We start from the raw sequence: 17,452 nt of genomic DNA, 5'->3' as shown, positions 1-17,452 counted from the left end.
GGCGGGCCGGTCAGGCGGGGACGAAGCGCAGCAGCGGCTGGCCGTCGACGTCGAAGCGGCTGGCGCGTACGCGATCGCCGATGGCGGTGCCCGGCGCGGCGTGGCCCATCACGCGCGGGCCTTCGTCGAGCGTGGCGATGACCAGCGTGTACGGCGCCAGTGCCTGGAAGGCTTCGGTCGGCCCGCGGAATACCTCGGTAACGGCGTGCACCGTCGCCAGCCCGCAGCTGTCGCGCCAGGCCAGCGCGCGGCTGCCGCATTGGCGGCAGGCATGGCGTTGCAGGGGCTGCCAGGCGCCGCAGGCGTCGCAGTGCTGGTAGCGGACCACGCCGGCGGCCACGCCTTCGGAAAATGGCGATGTCATGAGGCCTCCAGGACCAGGCTGACATGGGACGACAGCACGCCGCCGTCGGCATGGAACAGGGCGCGCCGGTGCGGCGGCACCTGCCGCGCGCCGGCCGTGCCGGCCAGTTGCCGCGCGGCCTCGGCCAGGTGCATCAGCCCGCCGGCCACGCCGGAATGGCCGAACGCCAGCAGCCCGCCGTGGGTGTTCAGCGGCAGCGGCCCATCGGCGCGGAAATCGCCCGCGCGCAGCCGCGCGACCGCCTGTCCGCGTGGCGCGATGCCGATCTCTTCCAGCAGCATGACCAGCGTGATCGTGAACGAGTCGTAGATGGCGAGCGTGTCGATGTCGGCCACGGTGCAGCCGGCCTCGGCCAACGCCCGCCCGGCGGCGTCGGCGGCGCCGGTGGCCATCACGTCGTCGATGGCGCACAGGTGCTGGTGGCGATGCGCCTGCCCGGCGCCGGCAATCCGCACCGGGCGGCCGGGGCCCGGTTCGGGCGACACGACGATGGCCACCGCGCCGTCCGAGATCGGGCAGCAGTCGGACAGCCGCAGCGGCGACGCGATGGGCCGCGCCTGACGCGCGGCGTCCAGCGTCAGCGGCTCGCGCAGGTGGGCGTCGGGGTGCCCGGCGGCGTGCTCGCGCATCAGCACGGCAAAGTCGGACAGCGCGTCGGCGTCCAGGCCGGTCTCGAACAGGTAGCGCGATGCCAGCAGCGCGTAGTAGGCGGGCACCGAGGCGCCGTTCGGCACCTCGATCTCGGGCTCGCCGACCTGCGCCAGCGTCTGCACCGACTGGTCGCGGCTCTGGCCGCTAAGACGATTCTCACCGGCGACGGCCAGCACGTTGCGGCATCGCCCGCTGCGTACCAGGTCATGCGCCAGCATCGCCATCAGCCCGCCCGTGGCGCCGCCGCCGGCCATGCCATGCGCGTAGGCCGGCCGCAGCGACGCGAACTCGCAGAAGCGGTCGGCCAGCATCAGGTGTGGCAGCGTGGTGGCGTAGCCGCAGAGCACGCCGTCGATCTGGTCGCGCGGCAGGCCGGCGTGCGCCAGCGCGGCATCGGCAGCCTGCGCCATCAGCGTCAGCGGCGTACTGTCGGGCAGCCGGCCGAAGCGCGTGTTGCCGACGCCGCGCACATACGTCTCGGCCATCGTCATTTCTTCAAAAGCGGGCACTGGGACTTGGCCGGCGGCATGAACGCCTGGTCGCCGGGCACGGTGGCCAGCAGCTTGTAGTAGTCCCACGGGTACTTGGATTCCTCGGGCTTCTTGACCTCGAACAGGTACATGTCGTGGATCATCCGGCCGTCCTCGCGGATCCGCGCGTTCCTGGCAAAGAAGTCGTTGATCGGCAGCGACTTCATCTGCTTCATCACGGGCGCCGTCTCGTCGGTGCCGGCCGCCTGCACGGATTTCAGGTAGTGCGTGACCGACGAATAGACGCCGGCCTGGCTCATGTTCGGCATTTTCTTGACCTTGTCGAAGTACTTGCGCGACCACGTCCGCGTGGCGTCGTTCATGTCCCAGTAGAACGCCTCGGTCAGCACCAGCCCCTGCGCCGTCTTCAGGCCGATGGCGTGGATGTCGTTGATGTAGAGCAACAGCCCGGCCATCTTCTGGGTACCGTTGCGCGTCAGGCCGAACTCGGAGGCGGCCTTGATGGCATTGACCGTGTCGCCGCCCGCGTTGGCCAGCCCCACCACCTGGGCCTTGCTGGCCTGGGCCTGGAGCAGGAACGAGGCGAAGTCGCTGGTATTGATCGGATGCCGGGCCGCGCCCAGCACCTGCTCGCCGGCCTCGGTGACCACCGTGGTGGCCGATTGCTGGAGCGTGTGGCCGAACGCGTAGTCGGCGGTCAGGAAGAACCACGTCTTGCCGCCGCGCTGGACCATCGCCCGGGCCGTGGTATTGGCCAGCGCGTAGGTGTCGTAGGCGTAGTGGACCGAGACCGGCGTGCAAAGGTCGTTCGTGATCCGCTCGCTGCCGGGTCCGGAGAACACCACCACCTTGTTCTTCTGCTTGGCGACGTCGAGCACGGCCAGCGCCGGCGCGGACGCGGCCACGTCCAGGATGGCGTCGACCTTGTCGGTATCGAACCATTCGCGCGCCTTGTTGGCGGCGATGTCGGCCTTGTTCTGGTGGTCGACCACCACCAGCTCCACCTTCTTGCCCAGCACCTTGCCGCCAAAGTCGTCGATCGCCATCTGCGCGGCGGTGGCACTGCCCCGGCCGGTCACGTCCGCGTACAGCCCGCTCATGTCGAGCAGCAGGCCGATCTTGACCACATCATCGGAAATGCCCGGCTTGGGCTGGGCGTGCGCAGCCACGGCGGCCAGGGCCAGCGCGGCGGCGGTAAGCAGGCGATTGGGGTGCATGGTCTCCTCCGGGGGTTTTGGTTTGGGTGGTGCGGTGTTGTGATGCGCCTGGATTGCCTTTCGGTTTGCTCCCCTCTGCGAACGGCGGGAGAGGGGCCGGGGGAGCGGCTCGGCATTTCAAGATGCCGATGTCGCGGTTTGGGCCGGCTTGCCCTCTCCCCCAACCCCTCTCCCGCCGCGCGGGAGAGGAGAGCTGAAACCGTGGCGGTCTGAAACGTCTACACCGTGGCCACCGGCGTGGTTGGCGATCCCACGGCGCCCGGCAGTCTCAGCGGTGGCGCGGTCAGCATGAAGCGGGTGCGGCCGTGGGCGCGCAGCCAGTCCGCCAGGTCGCGCAGGTACCAGAGTTCGCCCAGCGGCAGGCCGAGCTTGAACAGGCAGTGGTGGTGCAGCGGCAGCAGCGGGTGCGTCCGGGCGTCGTCGGGAGGCGGCAGGGCCGGGTAGCGCTCGACCGCGTTGTTGTCGGCGATCAGTGCGGCGATGCCGGAATCGGTGATCCAGTTCAGCAGCCGGTCGTCGCGGCCGTTCAGCGCGCAGCAGCTATGGTGCAGCACGGTCTCGTCGGGGTCGCGCTGCATCGACAGCACCACCTCGGCAAAGCCGGTGCGCAGCAGCAGCATGTCGCCGCGCTCCACCTCCACGCGCCGGGCTTCCATCGCGTGCATCAGGTCGTCGTAGCCGACGTTGCGGAAATCGGTGCCGAAGGCGTCGGCCAGGTCCACCAGCACGCCGCGGCCCTGCATGCCCTTGACGGCGAAGTTCTCGATGCCGAGCGCGTCGGCGTGGCTGGCGTGGCCGTGGCCGCAGTCGTGGGCCGCGAAGTCGTCGTCCTCGGCGTAGTCCACCGGCCCGACGATGTCGTCGTTGGCCCGGAAGCCGTTGTAGTAGACGCGCTCGGGCCGGCCGTCGCCATCGGCATCGAACAGCGCGCCCACGTGGGCCAGCGAATCCCACTGCGTGGAGTACTGCAGGCACAGCAGCACCTGGTCGTCGCTGATGACGTCGGTGGCGGCCGGGTTGACCTTGGCCAGCGGGAAGTTCAGGTACGGGATGTCGTCGCGGAACGTTGGCCGCAACTGGGGCGGATGCCGGCGCGGGTTGAGCTTGTTGCCGCCGGGGTAGTCCAGCGGCATCGACAGGCAGAAGCTGAGCCCGGCCTGGATCTCGCGCGCGCCCCTGACCACCTGTTCGGGGCCGATCAGGTTGACGCGGCCCAGTTCATCGTCGGGACCGAAGTCGCCCCAGTTCGAGCCTTCCGGCCGTTGCTTCCAGCGCATGCTTCATGCCTCCTGTTGTCGTGGGATGGGGTGCCGCCACAGCGCGGCGATGGTGTCGGCCTCGCGCCGCAGCGCGCGGGCCAGCGCCGCCTCGCGGTCGACGATGCGCTCGTTGAGCGCGGCGATGCTGATGGCGCCCAGCGGGTAGCCGTCCGGGCCGGGTAGGGCGATGCCGATGCCGCCCATGCGCTCCACCACCACGTCCAGCAGCACCGCGTAGCCGCGCGCGCGCGTGGTGGCCACGTGGCGGCGCAGCACGTCGGCGTCGATCTGGGGATAGCGTTTCAGCGACGGGGCGATGCAGTCGAGCACCGTGTCGACCTCGTCGTCAGGCAGCGCGGCCAGCAGCGCCAGGCTGCCGGCGCCCACGCCCAGCGGGCGCCGGCTGCCGACGTCGAGATAGTTGGCGCGGATCGGAAAGGTGCCGAGCCGCAGTTCCAGGCAGACCGATTCCCAGCCGCTGGGCACGGACAGGATCGCGGTGTCCTCGAACGTGTTCGCCAGCCGGATCAACGCCGGGCGCACCAGCGGGCGCATGTCCAGCCGCTGCTGCGCCGCAGCCTGCAGCGTCAGCCACTCGCGCCCCGGCGAGAACGCCTTGGTGGCGGGATCGCGCTCGACCATGCCCTCGGCCACCAGCGTCTCCAGCAGCCGCAGCGCCGACGCCTTGTCCACGTTGGCGGCGGCGGCCAGGTCGGTCAGCCGGGCATTGCGGGTGTCGGACAGCGCACGCAGCAGGCGGCAAGCCTTCTGCAGCGAGGTGCTGGGCACGGTCACGTATGCGTCTCCTCCGGGCGGGGTTTTGTGTAATGAAACCGTGGTGCATGCGGCAACCGTTGGTTTATAGGAGACGGACGGGCCGCCGTCATTCTGCGGCGCATCAAAGTTTTGCCAGATGAAACCGCGCCGCTGGCCAATGCGGCGTCTTCCTACAGCGCCGCGCGGCCGGATGCCGACGCGGTGCGGCCCGGCCGATGGCTAGCATGGGATCGGAGGCATCCGCGCAGATCGCCGAAGATCGCATCAAAACGGCGCAAGGATGCCCGTACCGGGAGGGCGACACGACAAGGAGCCCAGACATGACAGGCAACATGATTTCCGGCGAGGCCGCCAACACGCGCATCGCTGCGCTCTACGACACCGAGGCGGATGCCGCGCAGGCCGTCGACCTGGTCTGCACCAGTGCCCGGCTCAGCGCCGGGCAGGTCAAGCTGATCCACCCGCACGAGGCCCACTTTGGCCGCAAGCTGGAGCCCGACGAGGCCGGCATCGCGCGCACGGCCGTCCGCTCGCACCTGACGCTCGGGGCGTGCGGGATGATCCTGGGGCTGCTGGTGATGGCCGTGCTGTACCTGCAGGACGTGGCGTGGGTGACGCAGAACCCGGTGCCAGCCGGTCTGGTCGGCGCGTTCATCGGCGCGATGCTGGGGATGATGGGCGGCGGGCTGATAACGGCGCGGCCCGATCACCAGGCGGTGATCACGCCCGTGCGCGAGGCGGTGCGCGGGGGCCGCTGGGCCGTGCTGGTCAATCCCGAGTCGCCGCAGCAGTGCGACGACGCCATGCGCACGCTACGCGGCACCCATGCCGAAGTGATGCGGACGGTCTGAGCCGTCTGAGCCGGGCCGCTTATTCGCCAAGAAACTCGGCCAGCACCTCCAGGCCGTCGACGTGGTCCGCCACGACCTTGGCGATGACCGCCAGCGGAATCGCCAGCAGCATGCCCCAGGTGCCCCACAGCCACGTGAACAACAGCAGCGACACGAACACGGCCACGGCGTTCATGCGGGCCATGCGGCCGGTCATCCACGTGGTCATGCCGTTGCCGATCAGCGTGGCGATGACCAGTGACCCGCCGGCCGCCGCGCCGGCCACCGCCAGCGTGCCGAACTGCATGAAGCCGGCCACGCCCAGGCACACGGCCACCACCAGCGAGCCGAAGTAGGGCACCAGGTGCAGCACGCTGGCCACCAGCGCCCAGGTGCCGGCGTTGTCGATCGACAGGTAGCGCAGCAGGATGTACGTGCAGATGCCCAGCGACGCATTGGTGACCAGCAGCATCAGCATGTAGCGCTGGATCTGCCGGTTGATCTCGTCCAGCATATGCACGCTGATTTTCTTCTGGCTGATGGTCTTGCCGGCCATCTTGATGAACTTGCGCTTGAACATGTCGCCGGCCAGCAGCAGGAACCACGTCAGGAACAGCACCACCACGACCTGCGCGATCAGCGCGAAGGCGCCCATCCAGCCGGCCCAGATCATGTTGTTGATGCCGTCGCCGCCGCGTTCCACCACGATGGGCGCGCCGCGCGGCGCCGGCGGCTGCCCGGTGCCGCCCAGGATGGTGGCGGCCCGGCGCACCTTCTGCAGCACCGAATCGTCGCCGCTCATCAGCGCCCCGACCGATCGCGACAGCTTGCTGGCGATCTCGGGCAGCCGGTCGACGATCGACGACACCTGGCCCTCCAGCAAGTAGGCGCCGCACAGCACCATGCCCAGCAGCCCCAGCAGCACGACGGTGGCGCCCACGGCGCGTGGCACGCGCTGGCGCTGCAGCAAGGCCACCATCGGGTCGAGCAGGTAGGCCATGACGATGGCCAGCACCACGGGCACCACGAACGCGCGGGCGACGTGCAGCGCGTAGAGCGATGCCAGCGTGGCCAGCACGATCAGCGCCAGGCTGCCGCTGCGCACGGAGCGCGTCCAGGGTGGCGGGGTGAAATCGGGAATCGTGACCGGGGCGGCGGCAGCGGCGGCCAGAGCTGGGCTGCCGGCGTCGGCGCGGTCATCCTCAATGGGATCGGCAATCGGGTCGGACGGCTCGCTGGCGGCCTGGGCAGTATCGGACGTGTCCGACATGCCGGCGCGCGCCGCCGCGTCACCCGTCTGGGTGGGCGGGGCCGGGTCGGCCGCGCGCGCAGCCGGGTCCGGCGCGGGACGGGGACCGCAGGGCGGGGGTGGGCGGGACGGTCGACATGGCTCGCTGGCTCTGTTATGGGTGCCTGCTCAGAGCATAGTGGCGGCCAGCGGGATGGAATGTCGGCGTGCAACGGGTCGGGCTGTAGGACGGATGCACGTGACGGCCGCGTTACCGGGCGGCGAGCGGGGGCCGGCGGGCCGCAAAAAGGTCATCCACAAAAAGCAAAACGCCGGTCGGGTGGACCGGCGTTCCGTAGGGGGCAGGGCGATCGGCCGGTTGGCGTGCCGATGGCCGCTGGTGCGTCAGCGTGACGTGTCGTCAGGGCCTGAGGACGTATCCAGAAACTGGGGCTGTTTGAGCAGCGGATCGTTCTTGATCATCCAGCGAACACCGAAAGCCAGTGCAACGATGCAGGCCAGCATATACGCAACGATCGCAGTGAGAGTCAGCATGTTTCTTCACAGGAGTGGGTTGCGACCGCAGTTGCCACGAAGGTCCTGGACGAAGCGACGTGGCGGGCCGGATGGGAACGGATTGTATGTGACTGCAGACGTGATTCCGACCCGATTTCGCCTGAAATTTTCTGTATGGCGATCTAAGCGTGGCTAATATCGGCAGGAACTACGATGCCCCGACGCGCACGCCGTCAGAAATAGCAGCCCATGCCGTACTGCTCCGCGCGCAGCGCGTGCACGGCGTCGCGATAGCGGTCGGCGTGGCTCCAGTACTCGGTCTGATGCATGGCCCGCTCCGCCGCGCGCACCTGGAACTCCAGCGCCCGGCACTGGTTCCAGAACGCGGTCTGCGCGCGCCAGTCCTGGTCCTGCTCGCGGGCGTCCCAGTTCTCGATCTGCGTGGCCATCTGGGCGCGGTTCTTCAGGTACGCCTGCTCGTCGCTGCGGACCTTGGCGGACTTGGTCACCGTGGTCACGTTGCCGCGCATCGACGGCGTGACATTGCGGTAGCCGGCCGGGCAGGCCCCGGACGTATAGAGCGTGTCACCGGCGCCTTCGCACTTGGTGACGGCCTGGGCGGCGCCGGCGGCCATCGACGTGGCCAGTGTCAGCAGCAGCGGAGCAAGGAGTCTGGGCATGGCAAGGCTCTCGGGCAGTCAGCGATGCAAGTCACTGTAGGCAGCCGGCCCAAGCGCCGCCAGTGCGTCAAGGTATCCAGATATTTCACGGCCCGGCGGACGGCCGCCTGTCAGCTTTCGGGCGTGTACCCCCACGGAGGAGAGGGCAGGCGCCTGAACAACCCACGCCGCCTACCGCAACCCCCACACCCCATCCACCTCGCTGGCCACGCCCTCGGCTTCCAGCTTGCGCAGGTGCGCCAGCATCGACCGCAGCGCGATGGGGTGCTTGCTGACCGGCACGTCGTCGTAGACGCTGGTGACCAGCGTGGGGGCGTCGGCCGGTGACAGCGTGCGCAGCGCGTTCAGCACCTTGGCCTCGCGTTGCAGGCGGTGGCGGATCAGCAGGCGGATGGCGTCGTGCGGGCGCGGCATCAGAAAGCCGTGCCCCGGGGCGATCCATTCGAGGTCCTCGTCCAGCAGCATGCGCAGCGACGCCAGGTAGGCGCCCATGTCGCCGTCGGGCGGGTTGATGACCACGGTCGAGCCCTGCATCACGTGGTCGCCCGTGAACAGCATCTTTTCCTCTTCCAGCAGGAAGCACAGGTGGTTCGACGCATGGCCGGGCGTGTGGATCACGCGCAGCGTGGTGTCGGGGCCCAGCGCGATGCGGTCGCCGTGCACGGGCATGTGGTCGGGCCGGAAGGTCTGGTCCTGGCGGTCCTTGACGTCGGTGGTGCGGCCCCAGACCGGCGCCGACGTGGCCGCGCGCAGCCGCACCGTGCCCGGCGAGTGGTCCAGATGGGTATGCGTGACCAGGATCCATTTCACGGGGCCCGGCGCGGCGGCCATGACCGCGTCGAAGTGGGCCGCGTCTTCCGGGCCCGGATCAATCACGGCCCAGCAGTTGTCGGCGCCGGCCACGAAGTAGGTGTTGGTGCCGGGCCCGGTCATCACGTTGCCGTTGTTGGCCGTCACGCGCCAGACGCGCTCGGACAGCCGCACCGGCAGCCCCGGCTCCAGCACGTAGCGGCCATGGGCGGCGCCGTCCGGGTCGATGCGGGCAATCTCGGCATAGCACGGCTCGTCGGGCATCACCGGCCGCTGGCCCTTGGGCCCATGCGCCAGCCGCGGCATCACCAGCGCGATGCTGCGCTGCTGCCTGGCGAAATCGACGCACGCCTGCGCCGTCTCGAAATGGGCGATCGATTGCAGGATGCGCCGCGTGGCGTTGACGAGCGTGAGGTTGTTGACGGGATCGATCACGTCGGCCGGGCGCATCCAGCGGTGCTCCACGGCCTCCACGCCATCGTGGATCGCGGTCTGGCCCGGCGGCACCACGGCCATGAAGAAACGCGTGTCGAAGCGCTTGGGCAGCCCCGGCGGCGTCAGCCAGTAGGCGCAGTAGGCCAGCTGGTCGACGGCCAGCCGCAGGCCCAGCATCTCGCAGACGTGTGCCAGACCCTTGCCGCCATAGGCGGCCGCCTCGCGCAACTGCTGGCGCACGCCGGCGTCCAGGTCGTCGAGCCCCACGATCTGGCCGGTGGCGTCGTAGGCGTAGAGCAGGCCGGCTTCCTCGAACGCCTCGCGCACCGCGCACAGGAAGTAGTCGAGCCCGTTGGCCGCCACGCCCAGCCGGGCACTGGCGCCGGCGTCGTCCAGCCCGGCGCAGAGCCGATGCAGCGCGGCGTCCTGCGGGTCGAGCACGCCGCCCGGGAACACGAACGCGCCCGCGCTGCGGTCGTCGTCGCGCTGGGGGCGGCGCATCATCAGGATTTCCATGCCCTGCGGGCCGTCGCGCAGCACGAGCATGCTGGCGGCGTGGCGCATGGCCTTGGACGGGGAGGGAACAGCAGGATTCGGGGCGACGGCGGACATGAACGGGAGTCTCTTCGGATGCTCTTGCGGCGGCGTCAGGCGACGCCGGCAGGCCATTCTAGCGGGTTGCGCCGTTGTCGCACCGCAGCGAAAACCCTGCGTGCCGCCCGCCCGCCGGCGGTTCAGGACGGAAACAGCGCCATCTGGCCGGTCAGCAGCGTCTGGAAATCGTCGTCCAGGAACGGCAGGATCGCGTCGGCGATGGGCTGGAGCTGGCGCGTGACGTAGTGGTCATAGTCGATGGGCGCCGAGCGCGTTTCCAGCGGCTCCGGGCCGGCCATCGTCATCAGGTAGCTGATCCAGCCGCCGTTCTGGTACTGGCGCGGGCGGCCGTGGCGCTCGTTGTAGGCATCGGCGATGCGGGCGGCGCGCACGTGCGGCGGCACGTTGCGCTGGTAGTCGTCGAGCTGGCGGCGCAGCCGCTTGCGGTAGACCAGCAGGTCGTCCAGCTCGCCGGCCAGCGTGCGGCGCACCGTGTCGCGCACGTATTCCTGGTACGGCTCGCGGTTGAAGATCCGGGCGTAGAGCGTCTGCTGGAACTGCTGCGCCAGCGGCGACCAGTCCGTACGTACCGTTTCCAGCCCCTTGTAGACCATCTCCAGGCGGCCGTCGGGGCGCATCACCTGGCCGGCGTAGCGCTTCTTGCTGCCCAGGTCGGTGCCGCGGATGGTCGGCATCAGAAAGCGGCGGAAGTGCGTCTCGAACTGGAGTTCCAGCGCGCTTTCCAGGCCGTAGGTCTGCCACAGGTGGTCGCGCCACCAGTCGTTGACGTAGGCCACGAGGCTGCGGCCGATCTGGCCGGCGTCGTCCTCGGTCCGCGCGCGGCGCAGCCAGACGAACGTGGAATCGGTATCGCCATAGATCACCTCGTAGCCGCGTGCCTCGATCAGCTGGCGCGTCTGGCGCATGATCTCGTGCCCGCGCATGGTGATCGACGACGCCAGCCGCGGGTCGAAGAACCGGCAGCCGCTGGACCCGAGCACGCCGTAGAACGCGTTCATGATGATCTTGAGCGCCTGCGACAGCGGCTTGTTGCCGTCGCGCTTGGCGGCCTCGCGGCCCTGCCAGACGCGCGACACGATGGCCGGCAGGCAGTGCCGCGTGCGCGAGAACCGGGCGCCCCGGAAGCCGGGTACCGAGTCGGCATCGTCGGGGTGCGCCAGGCCCTCCACGAGCCCGATCGGGTCGATCAGGAACGTGCGGATGATCGACGGGTACAGGCTCTTGTAGTCCAGCACCAGCACCGATTCGTAGAGCCCGGGCCGCGAATCCATCACGAAGCCGCCGGGGCTGGCCTCGGGCGCCTTGTCGCCAAGGTTCGGCGCCACGTAGCCCTGGCGGTGCATCAGCGGCATGTACAGGTGCGTGAACGCGGCCACCGAGCCGCCGCTGCGGTCCGCCGGCAGCCCGGTGACGGTGGCGCGTTCCAGCAGGAATCGCAGCAGCTCGGTCTTCTCGAAGATGCGCGTGACCAGTTCGCAGTCGCGCAGGTTGTAGCGGGCCAGCGCGGGCTTGTCCTGGGCGAACATCCGGTCGATCTCGTCCATGCGGTCGTACGGGTTGTCGATCGCCTTGCCTTCGCCCAGCAGCGCCTGCGCCACCGATTCGAGGCTGAACGACGGAAAACTCCACGTGGCCGAGCGCAGCGCCTCGATGCCGTCGATCACGAGCCGCCCGGCCGCCCCGGCGAAATAGTGCTGCTGGCGGTTGTGCTCGCGCCATTCCATCTCGGCGCCGCCCCGGCCCAGCCGCAGCGGCATCTGGTACTGCCGGGCGTGCTCGCGCAGCACGCGCAGGTCGAACTGGACGAGGTTCCAGCCGATGATGGCATCTGGATCGTGGCGGGCCAGCCAGTCGTTCAGCGCTTCGAGCAGCGCCTGGCGCGTGGGGCGGTATTCCAGCGCGAAGTCGAGGTCGGCCGGCGCCTGCTGCGGCGCGGGGCCGAGCATGTAGACCTGCCGCTGGCCGCAGCCTTCGAGCGCAATCGAGTAGAGGTCGCCGAACGCGTTGGTCTCGATGTCCAGCGACACCAGGCGCAGCGCGGGGCGGTAGTCGGCGGCAGGCTTGAGCTGGGCGTTGCGCAGGATGCCGTCGGCGCCAGGGTCGCCATCGAACCAGACCGGCGCGGTGATGAAGCGCTCCATCAGGTAGCGCTCGGGCGGCCGGACATCGGCCTCGTAGACGTCCACGCCCGCGTCGCGCAGCGCCTTGTCGATCTGGATGAGCTGGCGGTGCTGCGGGCAGTAGAGGCCCAGCACGGGCCGGCGCTGGAAGTCCTGCAACTGCAGCGGCCGCAGCGTCACATCGCGCTGGCCCTGCAACAGCGCCTCGGCCGCGGCCCGCTGGGCCTCGGGGATGAACGCCGTGGACGGCTGCGGCGGCAGGCGCAGCCGGCGCGGCCCGTCGTCGGTCGCCAGCCAGAACTCGACTTCGGTACCAGCCGGGGTATCGCGCCAATGTCGGGTCAGGATGAAACCCTGCTGAAGTGCCACGCTGCAAGCCTTGGGGTGTTTGTGGCGGGGATTTTAGCGGAGGCGGGGGGGCGGCGGTGGGGTGGTGGTGGTGCGGGGTCGCGGGCGGTATTCCCGCCGATGGTTTGCTCCCCTCTCCCGCGCGCGGGAGAGGGGTCGGGGAGAGGGCATGGCGGTGCAAGCTGCCACCGTCGCATCTTGAGCGGCTGGCCCTCACCCCCAGCCCCCTCTCCCGCAGGCGGGAGAGGGGAGCGAAAAAACAGGCAGAAGACACGCCAACATGGCAGCGCAGGCTGCCGCCGCCGCGCTACTGCCGCGCCACCATCCCCGCCGGCTTCCCGGCCACCGGCTGCGCCGGTGCCGACTGCTGCGACCATCCGCCGCCCAGGGCCTTGTATAGCTGCGCGCGGCTGTTCAGGCGGGCGAGCTGGATCGTCACCAGCTTCTTTTCGGCCTCGTACTGCTGGCGCTGGGCGTCGAAGACCGCGAAGTAGTCATCCACGCCGTTCTTGAAGCGCATCTCGGCCAGCCGGCGGGTCTCGGCGACCGATTTCTGCAGCGACTGCTGGGCGGCGGTCTGGCGGTCGTACGTGCCGCGGGCGGCCAGGCCGTCGGAGACTTCGCGGAAGGCGCCCTGGATCGTGCGCTCGTACAGCGCGACGTTGATGTCCTTGCGGACCTTCGATGCATCCAGGTTGGCCTGGTTCGCCCCGGCATTGAAGATCGGCAGCGTCACCTGCGGCGCAAAGGCCCACGCCGCGCCGCCCGTGAACAGTCCGGCCAGCGTGGTGCTGGCCAGCCCGACGCCGGCCGTCAGCGAGATGCGCGGGAAAAACGCCGCGCGCGCCGCGCCGATGTTGGCGTTGGCGGCCTTGAGCCGGTGCTCGGCGGCCATGATGTCCGGGCGCTGCGCCAGCAGGTCGGACGGCAGCCCGGACGGCAGCTCGGCCACGAACGACCTGTCGTCGAATGGCTGCGGCGCCGGCAGGTCGGCCGGGATCGGGCCGCCGATCAGCAGCGACAGCGCGTTCTCGTCCTGCGCCACCTGACGCGTGAACTGCTCCACGTCCACGCGGGCCGTTTCCACCTGTGTCTGCGTGCGATGCTGGTCGATCTCGGCCATGCCGCCGGCCTGCTTGCTCTTGCGCACCATCTCGGCGGCGTCTTCCTGGATCTTGAGCGTGTCCTGCGACAGCTTCAGCAGTTGCTGGTCGGCCTGCCACGTCAGGTAGGCCGTGGCAATCTCGCCCACCAGGCTGATCTGCGTGCTGCGCCGCACTTCCTCGATGGCCAGGTACTGCTCCAGCGCCTCGTGCTTGAGGCTGCGGATGCGGCCGAACACGTCGAGCTCGAACGCGGAAAAGCCCACGCCGGCGCCCCAGGCGTTGATCACGGCGTCCTGGCCCGGCGCGCGCAGGTCGCCGGTGACGCGCGTGCTGCTGAAGCCCAGGTTGCCGTCGACGGCCGGGAACTGTGCCGCGCGCCGGATGCGGTAGTACGCACGGGCCTCGTCGATGGACAGCGTGGCCACGCGCAGGTCGCGGTTGTTGGCCAGGCCAAGTTCGATCAGCCGCCGCAGCCGCGCGTCGGTAAAGAAGTCCTGCCAGCCCAGGCTGGCGGCCGGCACGGGCGCCTGCGCGGCGCCCGGCGTGGTCTGGTAGGCGGCGCCCGTGGGCCAGGCGTTGGCCACCGGCGAGTCGGGCCGCTGGTAGGTGGGTTCCAGCGTGCAGGCGGTGAGCGCCAGCGGCAGCAGCACCGCGAGCCATCGCGGTACTGGCGGAGTCTTGGAGGAGAGGCGCATTGTTGTCATCGTCATAGCGTGGATCAACCGGTAAAGGCGCGCCGCAGGAGCTGCACGATGGCCGTGCCCGGCAGGCCCCGGCGCGCGATGTTGTGCGGCGGCTCGCTGAACAGCAGCCGGATCAGCCGGTGCCGCGCGGTCATGTCGGGCAGCAGCGCGATGCCGATCAACTGGCCGTCGGTGCGCGCCACGCGGCACGGCACCCAGCCCAGCGGCGCCAGCCAGAACGCGCCCATGGCGCCCGGCGCCACGCGCGTGCCGCTGTGCGATTCCAGCGCGACGCCGTTGCAGGACAGGTCGCGCGTCACGCCATCGACCTCGCGCGAGATGCCGTCGTCGCCATAGAACTGCAGCCGTGCCGCCGCGCGGAACGGAAAGCGTTCTTCCTTGCGCGGGCGCGGCAGCTCGAAGCAGACCAGCAGCGACGCCAGGTACAGCACCATCGACACCACGGTCCAGGCGATGTTGAACACGGTGCCCGGCGCGTTGCCGTCGGCGGCGATGGCGCGCCCCAGGCCCACCGCCGACAGCACGAACAGTGCCCCGTAGAACGCCGCGAACTTGCCGTGGACGGTCAGCTTCGAGCGGTCCAGCCCCTTGTTGGTGACCTTGAACGGCCGCCCGAACGGCTTGAACATGGCGCTGGCCAGCGTGGCTGTCACGGCCATCGCCGCCACGATCTGCGTGACCTCGGTGAAGATCGGCATCGCGCGCGAGCCCGTGATCCAGATGCTGTACGCCCAGTACAGCAGCAGCGCCGGCACGCCATAGGCCAGGAATTGCAGCGGATCGCCATAGAGCGTGGGGACGTTGAAGAACCAGTAGAGCAGCGGCCCGGTCAGCAGCATCAGCGTGAACGGGCGGCTGAGCCAGTGCAGCAGCCCGTGCACGTAGTGCAGCCGCTGGCGGAACGTGTAGCCCCGGCCGCGCAGCGGGCCGTCGGCGGTCAGCGCCACCTGGATCGTGCCCAGGCCCCAGCGGCTGCGCTGGCTGATGTACTCGGGCAGCCCCTCGGCCGACAGGCCCACGCTGAGCCGCTCGTTGAGCCAGCGCGTGACGTAGCCGTACGGCATCAGCTTGTAGGTCAGGTGGATGTCCTCGGTCACCGTGCCGGTGGGAAACCCGCCGATATGGCCCAGCGCCTCGCGCCGCACCACGAACGACGTGCCGATGCAGAACGCGGTGTCCCAGGCGTCCTTGGCCGGCTGCATGACGTCGAAGAACGCGCGCTGCTCGTCCACCCAGCAGTCGGTGGAGCGCAGGTTGTACTGGATGGGGTCGGCGTTGTAGTAGAACTGCGGCGTCTGCACCACGCCCACGCGCGGGTCGTCAAACAGGCCGACGATGCGCAGCAGGATGCTGCGGTGCGGCGCAAAGTCGGCGTCCAGCACCATGATGAACGGCGCGCCGCCATCGATCCCGGCACTGTGCTGCAGGCCGTTGTTGAGGTTGCCGGCCTTGGCGTGGGTGTTGTCGGGCCGCGTCACGTAGTGCACGCCAGCCTGCTGGCAGAACGCCTTGAGCCAGTCGCGCCGGGTGTCGTCGAGCACCCAGACGCGGAAGTTGGGATAGTCGATGGCCTTGGCCGCGACGATGGTCTTCTCCAGCACGTCCAGCCCCTCGTTGTAGGTGGCGATGAAGATGTCGACGGCCGGCGCGTCGCGGTCGCCGCGCAGCCGGGCCTCGCCGGCATCGGCCTGGGCGCGGTGGTCGGTCGTGCGCGTGAGCGTGACGATGGAGATCAGCGTGTAGAGGATGGTCAGCGTCTCGAAGCCCAGGAACGCGTGGGCCCAGAGGCTGGGGAATTCCAGCCGCCATTCCGGCAGCGTCTCGGTGAGGCGCCAGATGTAGTAGACGCCGAGCAGGATGCCGGCCGCCAGGCCGAACAGCCAGCGGTCGGCGGCGCGGCGGCGGTCGCCGCGCAGGCACAGCACGGCGATCAGCAGCGCGCCGGCATTGACCTGGACCAGCATGCTGCCATCCAGAAAACTCGCAAAGCTCGCGGCCAGCATCGTCACTCCTTGGGCGGGCTTCCGCCGGGCTGAAAGGGGTTCCATCCGGCCGCCGCCAGCACGGCCCAGGCCGTGGCGCCCAGGTGGGGCAGGTGGAAGTAGTAGAAGTCGTCGGTCTTCGAGTCGGGGCCGATCTGCAGCCCGGTGCGCACGCGCGTGTCGGGGGTGGCGAACAACATGCCCGACGGCGCCCGCTGGGCGGCCAGCAGCGGCCAGAGCGGGGCGGCCTCGGCGTCGCGGCCGCTGGCGCGCAGCACCAGCGCGGCCTGGCCGGTGCCTTCGGTCCAGATGCCGTCCGGGTTGGCGTTGAAGCCGTAGCCGCCCTTGACGCCGTGGCGCGTGCGGGCCCAGGTCAGCGCGCGCTGCCAGCCGGGCGCCGCGTCGGGTATCGCGATCAGCGGCCACAGCGACGCGTCGAGCGCCGACGGGCCCGCGTTCAGCGTGCGGCCGTCGTCGCGCGTGCCGATGGCGAAGCGGCCCTCGCCGGGCTGCCACATCGCCTGGACGAACTGGCGCGAGCGGTCGGCGCCGGTGCGCCAGCGCGGGTCGCTGTCCAGCCGCGACAGCCAGCGGAACACCGCGTAGGTGTCGACGTTGTGTTCGGTCGATTTCCAGCCCTGGCGCTGCGGCGACGGCTCGTGGCCGAAGAATCCGCCGACGAAGGCGGCCGGCGCGGCGCTGTCGTAGGTCACCTTGTCGACCCAGCCCATCATCGTGCGGGCCGTGTCCAGGTAGCGCGGCGCCCGCGTGGCCTCGTAGGTGGCCAGCAGCAGCAGCGCGGCCCAGGCCACGTTGCCGGTGGCCGTGCCAACCTGGTAGCGATCCTCGAACCAGCGGTTGGCCTTGGCGTCCCACCAGCCTGGCATCGGCACGGGGCCGTCCGGCATGGCGCCGGCGCGATAGGCGTTGCGCAGGCGGCCATCATGGTAGTGGCGGTCGCGCGTGACGCCGGCCACCACGGCATCGGCAATACGCCGCGCGGCGTCCGGCCGACCACAGGCCAGCAGCGCGATGCCGGCCAGCGCGTTGTCATAGACGAAGGCCGACTCCTTGAGCGGGCCCGGCAGGGGCTCGCCGCCCGGTGCCGGTTCGTAGCTGGCCAGCATCACGGGACCGCTGCCGGGGATGGCGGCCACGCGCGCGGCCAGCGTCTGGCAGCCGGCGTCGCGCAACGCGTCGCGCGGCGCGTCGGGGGTCTGGGGCGCGGCGGCCACGCCCAGCGGCGCGGCCAGCGCGATTGTCACGATGCTTTCGAGCAGCCGCTTGCGCGCGGCCGGGTGTCGCGATCCTGCGAGATA

The 17,452-nt window shown here is 70.1% G+C and carries 14 protein-coding genes; 1 reads left to right on the top strand and 13 read right to left on the bottom strand.

The window, feature by feature from the left end:
* Positions 1 to 10: 10 nt before the first annotated feature.
* The 5 genes from EPAKOI_RS08245 to EPAKOI_RS08225 all read right to left on the bottom strand — a co-directional run bounded on the left by EPAKOI_RS08245 (position 11) and on the right by EPAKOI_RS08225 (position 4,777).
* Complete coding sequence (locus tag EPAKOI_RS08245; protein ID WP_423193459.1) at positions 11 to 364, bottom strand: Zn-ribbon domain-containing OB-fold protein; 354 nt, start codon at positions 362 to 364, stop codon at positions 11 to 13.
* A complete protein-coding gene (locus EPAKOI_RS08240) occupies positions 361 to 1,506 on the bottom strand; it encodes a thiolase family protein (RefSeq protein WP_423193458.1) in 1,146 nt (381 codons plus the stop codon). The genes EPAKOI_RS08245 and EPAKOI_RS08240 overlap by 4 nt, the downstream gene beginning before the upstream one ends.
* A complete protein-coding gene (locus tag EPAKOI_RS08235; RefSeq protein ID WP_423193457.1) occupies positions 1,503 to 2,723 on the bottom strand; it encodes an ABC transporter substrate-binding protein in 1,221 nt (406 codons plus the stop codon). Before EPAKOI_RS08235 ends, EPAKOI_RS08240 begins: the two co-directional genes overlap by 4 nt.
* Positions 2,724 to 2,941: 218 nt before the next feature.
* Positions 2,942 to 4,000 (bottom strand): cyclase family protein, encoded by a 1,059-nt coding sequence (locus EPAKOI_RS08230; protein WP_423193456.1) that lies wholly within the window; start codon positions 3,998 to 4,000, stop codon positions 2,942 to 2,944.
* Between the two features lie 3 nt (positions 4,001 to 4,003).
* A complete protein-coding gene (locus tag EPAKOI_RS08225; RefSeq protein WP_423193455.1) occupies positions 4,004 to 4,777 on the bottom strand; it encodes an IclR family transcriptional regulator in 774 nt (257 codons plus the stop codon).
* Between the two features lie 302 nt (positions 4,778 to 5,079).
* Between EPAKOI_RS08225 and EPAKOI_RS08220 the strand changes: the two genes are divergently transcribed.
* The gene (locus EPAKOI_RS08220) at positions 5,080 to 5,610 is read left to right on the top strand and encodes a riboflavin biosynthesis protein RibA (protein WP_423193454.1); all 531 of its coding nucleotides are present in this window, start codon (positions 5,080 to 5,082) and stop codon (positions 5,608 to 5,610) included.
* Between the two features lie 19 nt (positions 5,611 to 5,629).
* Here the strand turns inward: EPAKOI_RS08220 and EPAKOI_RS08215 are convergent, their stop codons facing one another.
* The 8 genes from EPAKOI_RS08215 to EPAKOI_RS08180 all read right to left on the bottom strand — a co-directional run bounded on the left by EPAKOI_RS08215 (position 5,630) and on the right by EPAKOI_RS08180 (position 17,386).
* Positions 5,630 to 6,859, bottom strand: a complete 1,230-nt coding sequence (locus EPAKOI_RS08215; RefSeq protein ID WP_124685101.1) for an AI-2E family transporter — start codon at positions 6,857 to 6,859, stop codon at positions 5,630 to 5,632.
* Positions 6,860 to 7,222: 363 nt separating this feature from the next.
* Complete coding sequence (locus EPAKOI_RS08210; protein ID WP_172966057.1) at positions 7,223 to 7,372, bottom strand: hypothetical protein; 150 nt, start codon at positions 7,370 to 7,372, stop codon at positions 7,223 to 7,225.
* A gap of 194 nt (positions 7,373 to 7,566) precedes the next feature.
* Complete coding sequence (locus tag EPAKOI_RS08205) at positions 7,567 to 8,013, bottom strand: hypothetical protein (protein WP_423193453.1); 447 nt, start codon at positions 8,011 to 8,013, stop codon at positions 7,567 to 7,569.
* 171 nt (positions 8,014 to 8,184) lie between these two features.
* Complete coding sequence (locus EPAKOI_RS08200) at positions 8,185 to 9,870, bottom strand: MBL fold metallo-hydrolase (RefSeq protein WP_423193452.1); 1,686 nt, start codon at positions 9,868 to 9,870, stop codon at positions 8,185 to 8,187.
* Positions 9,871 to 9,992: 122 nt separating this feature from the next.
* Positions 9,993 to 12,362 (bottom strand): DNA polymerase II, encoded by a 2,370-nt coding sequence (locus EPAKOI_RS08195; protein ID WP_423193451.1) that lies wholly within the window; start codon positions 12,360 to 12,362, stop codon positions 9,993 to 9,995.
* A gap of 286 nt (positions 12,363 to 12,648) precedes the next feature.
* A complete protein-coding gene (locus EPAKOI_RS08190) occupies positions 12,649 to 14,142 on the bottom strand; it encodes an efflux transporter outer membrane subunit (RefSeq protein WP_423193450.1) in 1,494 nt (497 codons plus the stop codon).
* 23 nt (positions 14,143 to 14,165) lie between these two features.
* On the bottom strand, positions 14,166 to 16,154 hold the full coding sequence (locus tag EPAKOI_RS08185; protein ID WP_423193449.1) for a glycosyltransferase: 1,989 nt from the start codon (positions 16,152 to 16,154) through the stop codon (positions 14,166 to 14,168).
* A 2-nt stretch (positions 16,155 to 16,156) separates the two neighbouring features.
* Positions 16,157 to 17,386: a hypothetical protein gene (locus EPAKOI_RS08180; RefSeq protein WP_423193502.1), complete on the bottom strand. Its 1,230-nt coding sequence runs from the start codon at positions 17,384 to 17,386 to the stop codon at positions 16,157 to 16,159.
* Positions 17,387 to 17,452: the final 66 nt, after the last annotated feature.

The sequence above is a fragment of the Cupriavidus sp. H18C2 genome (genome assembly GCF_049393795.1).
In the GTDB taxonomy this organism is placed as follows: domain Bacteria; phylum Pseudomonadota; class Gammaproteobacteria; order Burkholderiales; family Burkholderiaceae; genus Cupriavidus; species Cupriavidus pauculus_C.
This window is presented reverse-complemented; position numbering and strand designations above follow the sequence as displayed.

Bases quoted from the DNA above. Each gene is read 5' to 3' on its own strand.
- EPAKOI_RS08245 (WP_423193459.1), bottom strand. From the start codon at position 364: ATGACATCGCCATTTTCCGAAGGCGTGGCCGCCGGCGTGGTCCGCTAC.
- EPAKOI_RS08240 (WP_423193458.1), bottom strand. From the start codon at position 1,506: ATGACGATGGCCGAGACGTATGTGCGCGGCGTCGGCAACACGCGCTTC.
- EPAKOI_RS08235 (WP_423193457.1), bottom strand. From the start codon at position 2,723: ATGCACCCCAATCGCCTGCTTACCGCCGCCGCGCTGGCCCTGGCCGCC.
- EPAKOI_RS08230 (WP_423193456.1), bottom strand. From the start codon at position 4,000: ATGCGCTGGAAGCAACGGCCGGAAGGCTCGAACTGGGGCGACTTCGGT.
- EPAKOI_RS08220 (WP_423193454.1), top strand. From the start codon at position 5,080: ATGACAGGCAACATGATTTCCGGCGAGGCCGCCAACACGCGCATCGCT.
- EPAKOI_RS08215 (WP_124685101.1), bottom strand. From the start codon at position 6,859: ATGTCGGACACGTCCGATACTGCCCAGGCCGCCAGCGAGCCGTCCGAC.
- EPAKOI_RS08210 (WP_172966057.1), bottom strand. From the start codon at position 7,372: ATGCTGACTCTCACTGCGATCGTTGCGTATATGCTGGCCTGCATCGTT.
- EPAKOI_RS08205 (WP_423193453.1), bottom strand. From the start codon at position 8,013: ATGCCCAGACTCCTTGCTCCGCTGCTGCTGACACTGGCCACGTCGATG.
- EPAKOI_RS08200 (WP_423193452.1), bottom strand. From the start codon at position 9,870: ATGTCCGCCGTCGCCCCGAATCCTGCTGTTCCCTCCCCGTCCAAGGCC.
- EPAKOI_RS08190 (WP_423193450.1), bottom strand. From the start codon at position 14,142: ATGCGCCTCTCCTCCAAGACTCCGCCAGTACCGCGATGGCTCGCGGTG.
- EPAKOI_RS08185 (WP_423193449.1), bottom strand. From the start codon at position 16,154: ATGCTGGCCGCGAGCTTTGCGAGTTTTCTGGATGGCAGCATGCTGGTC.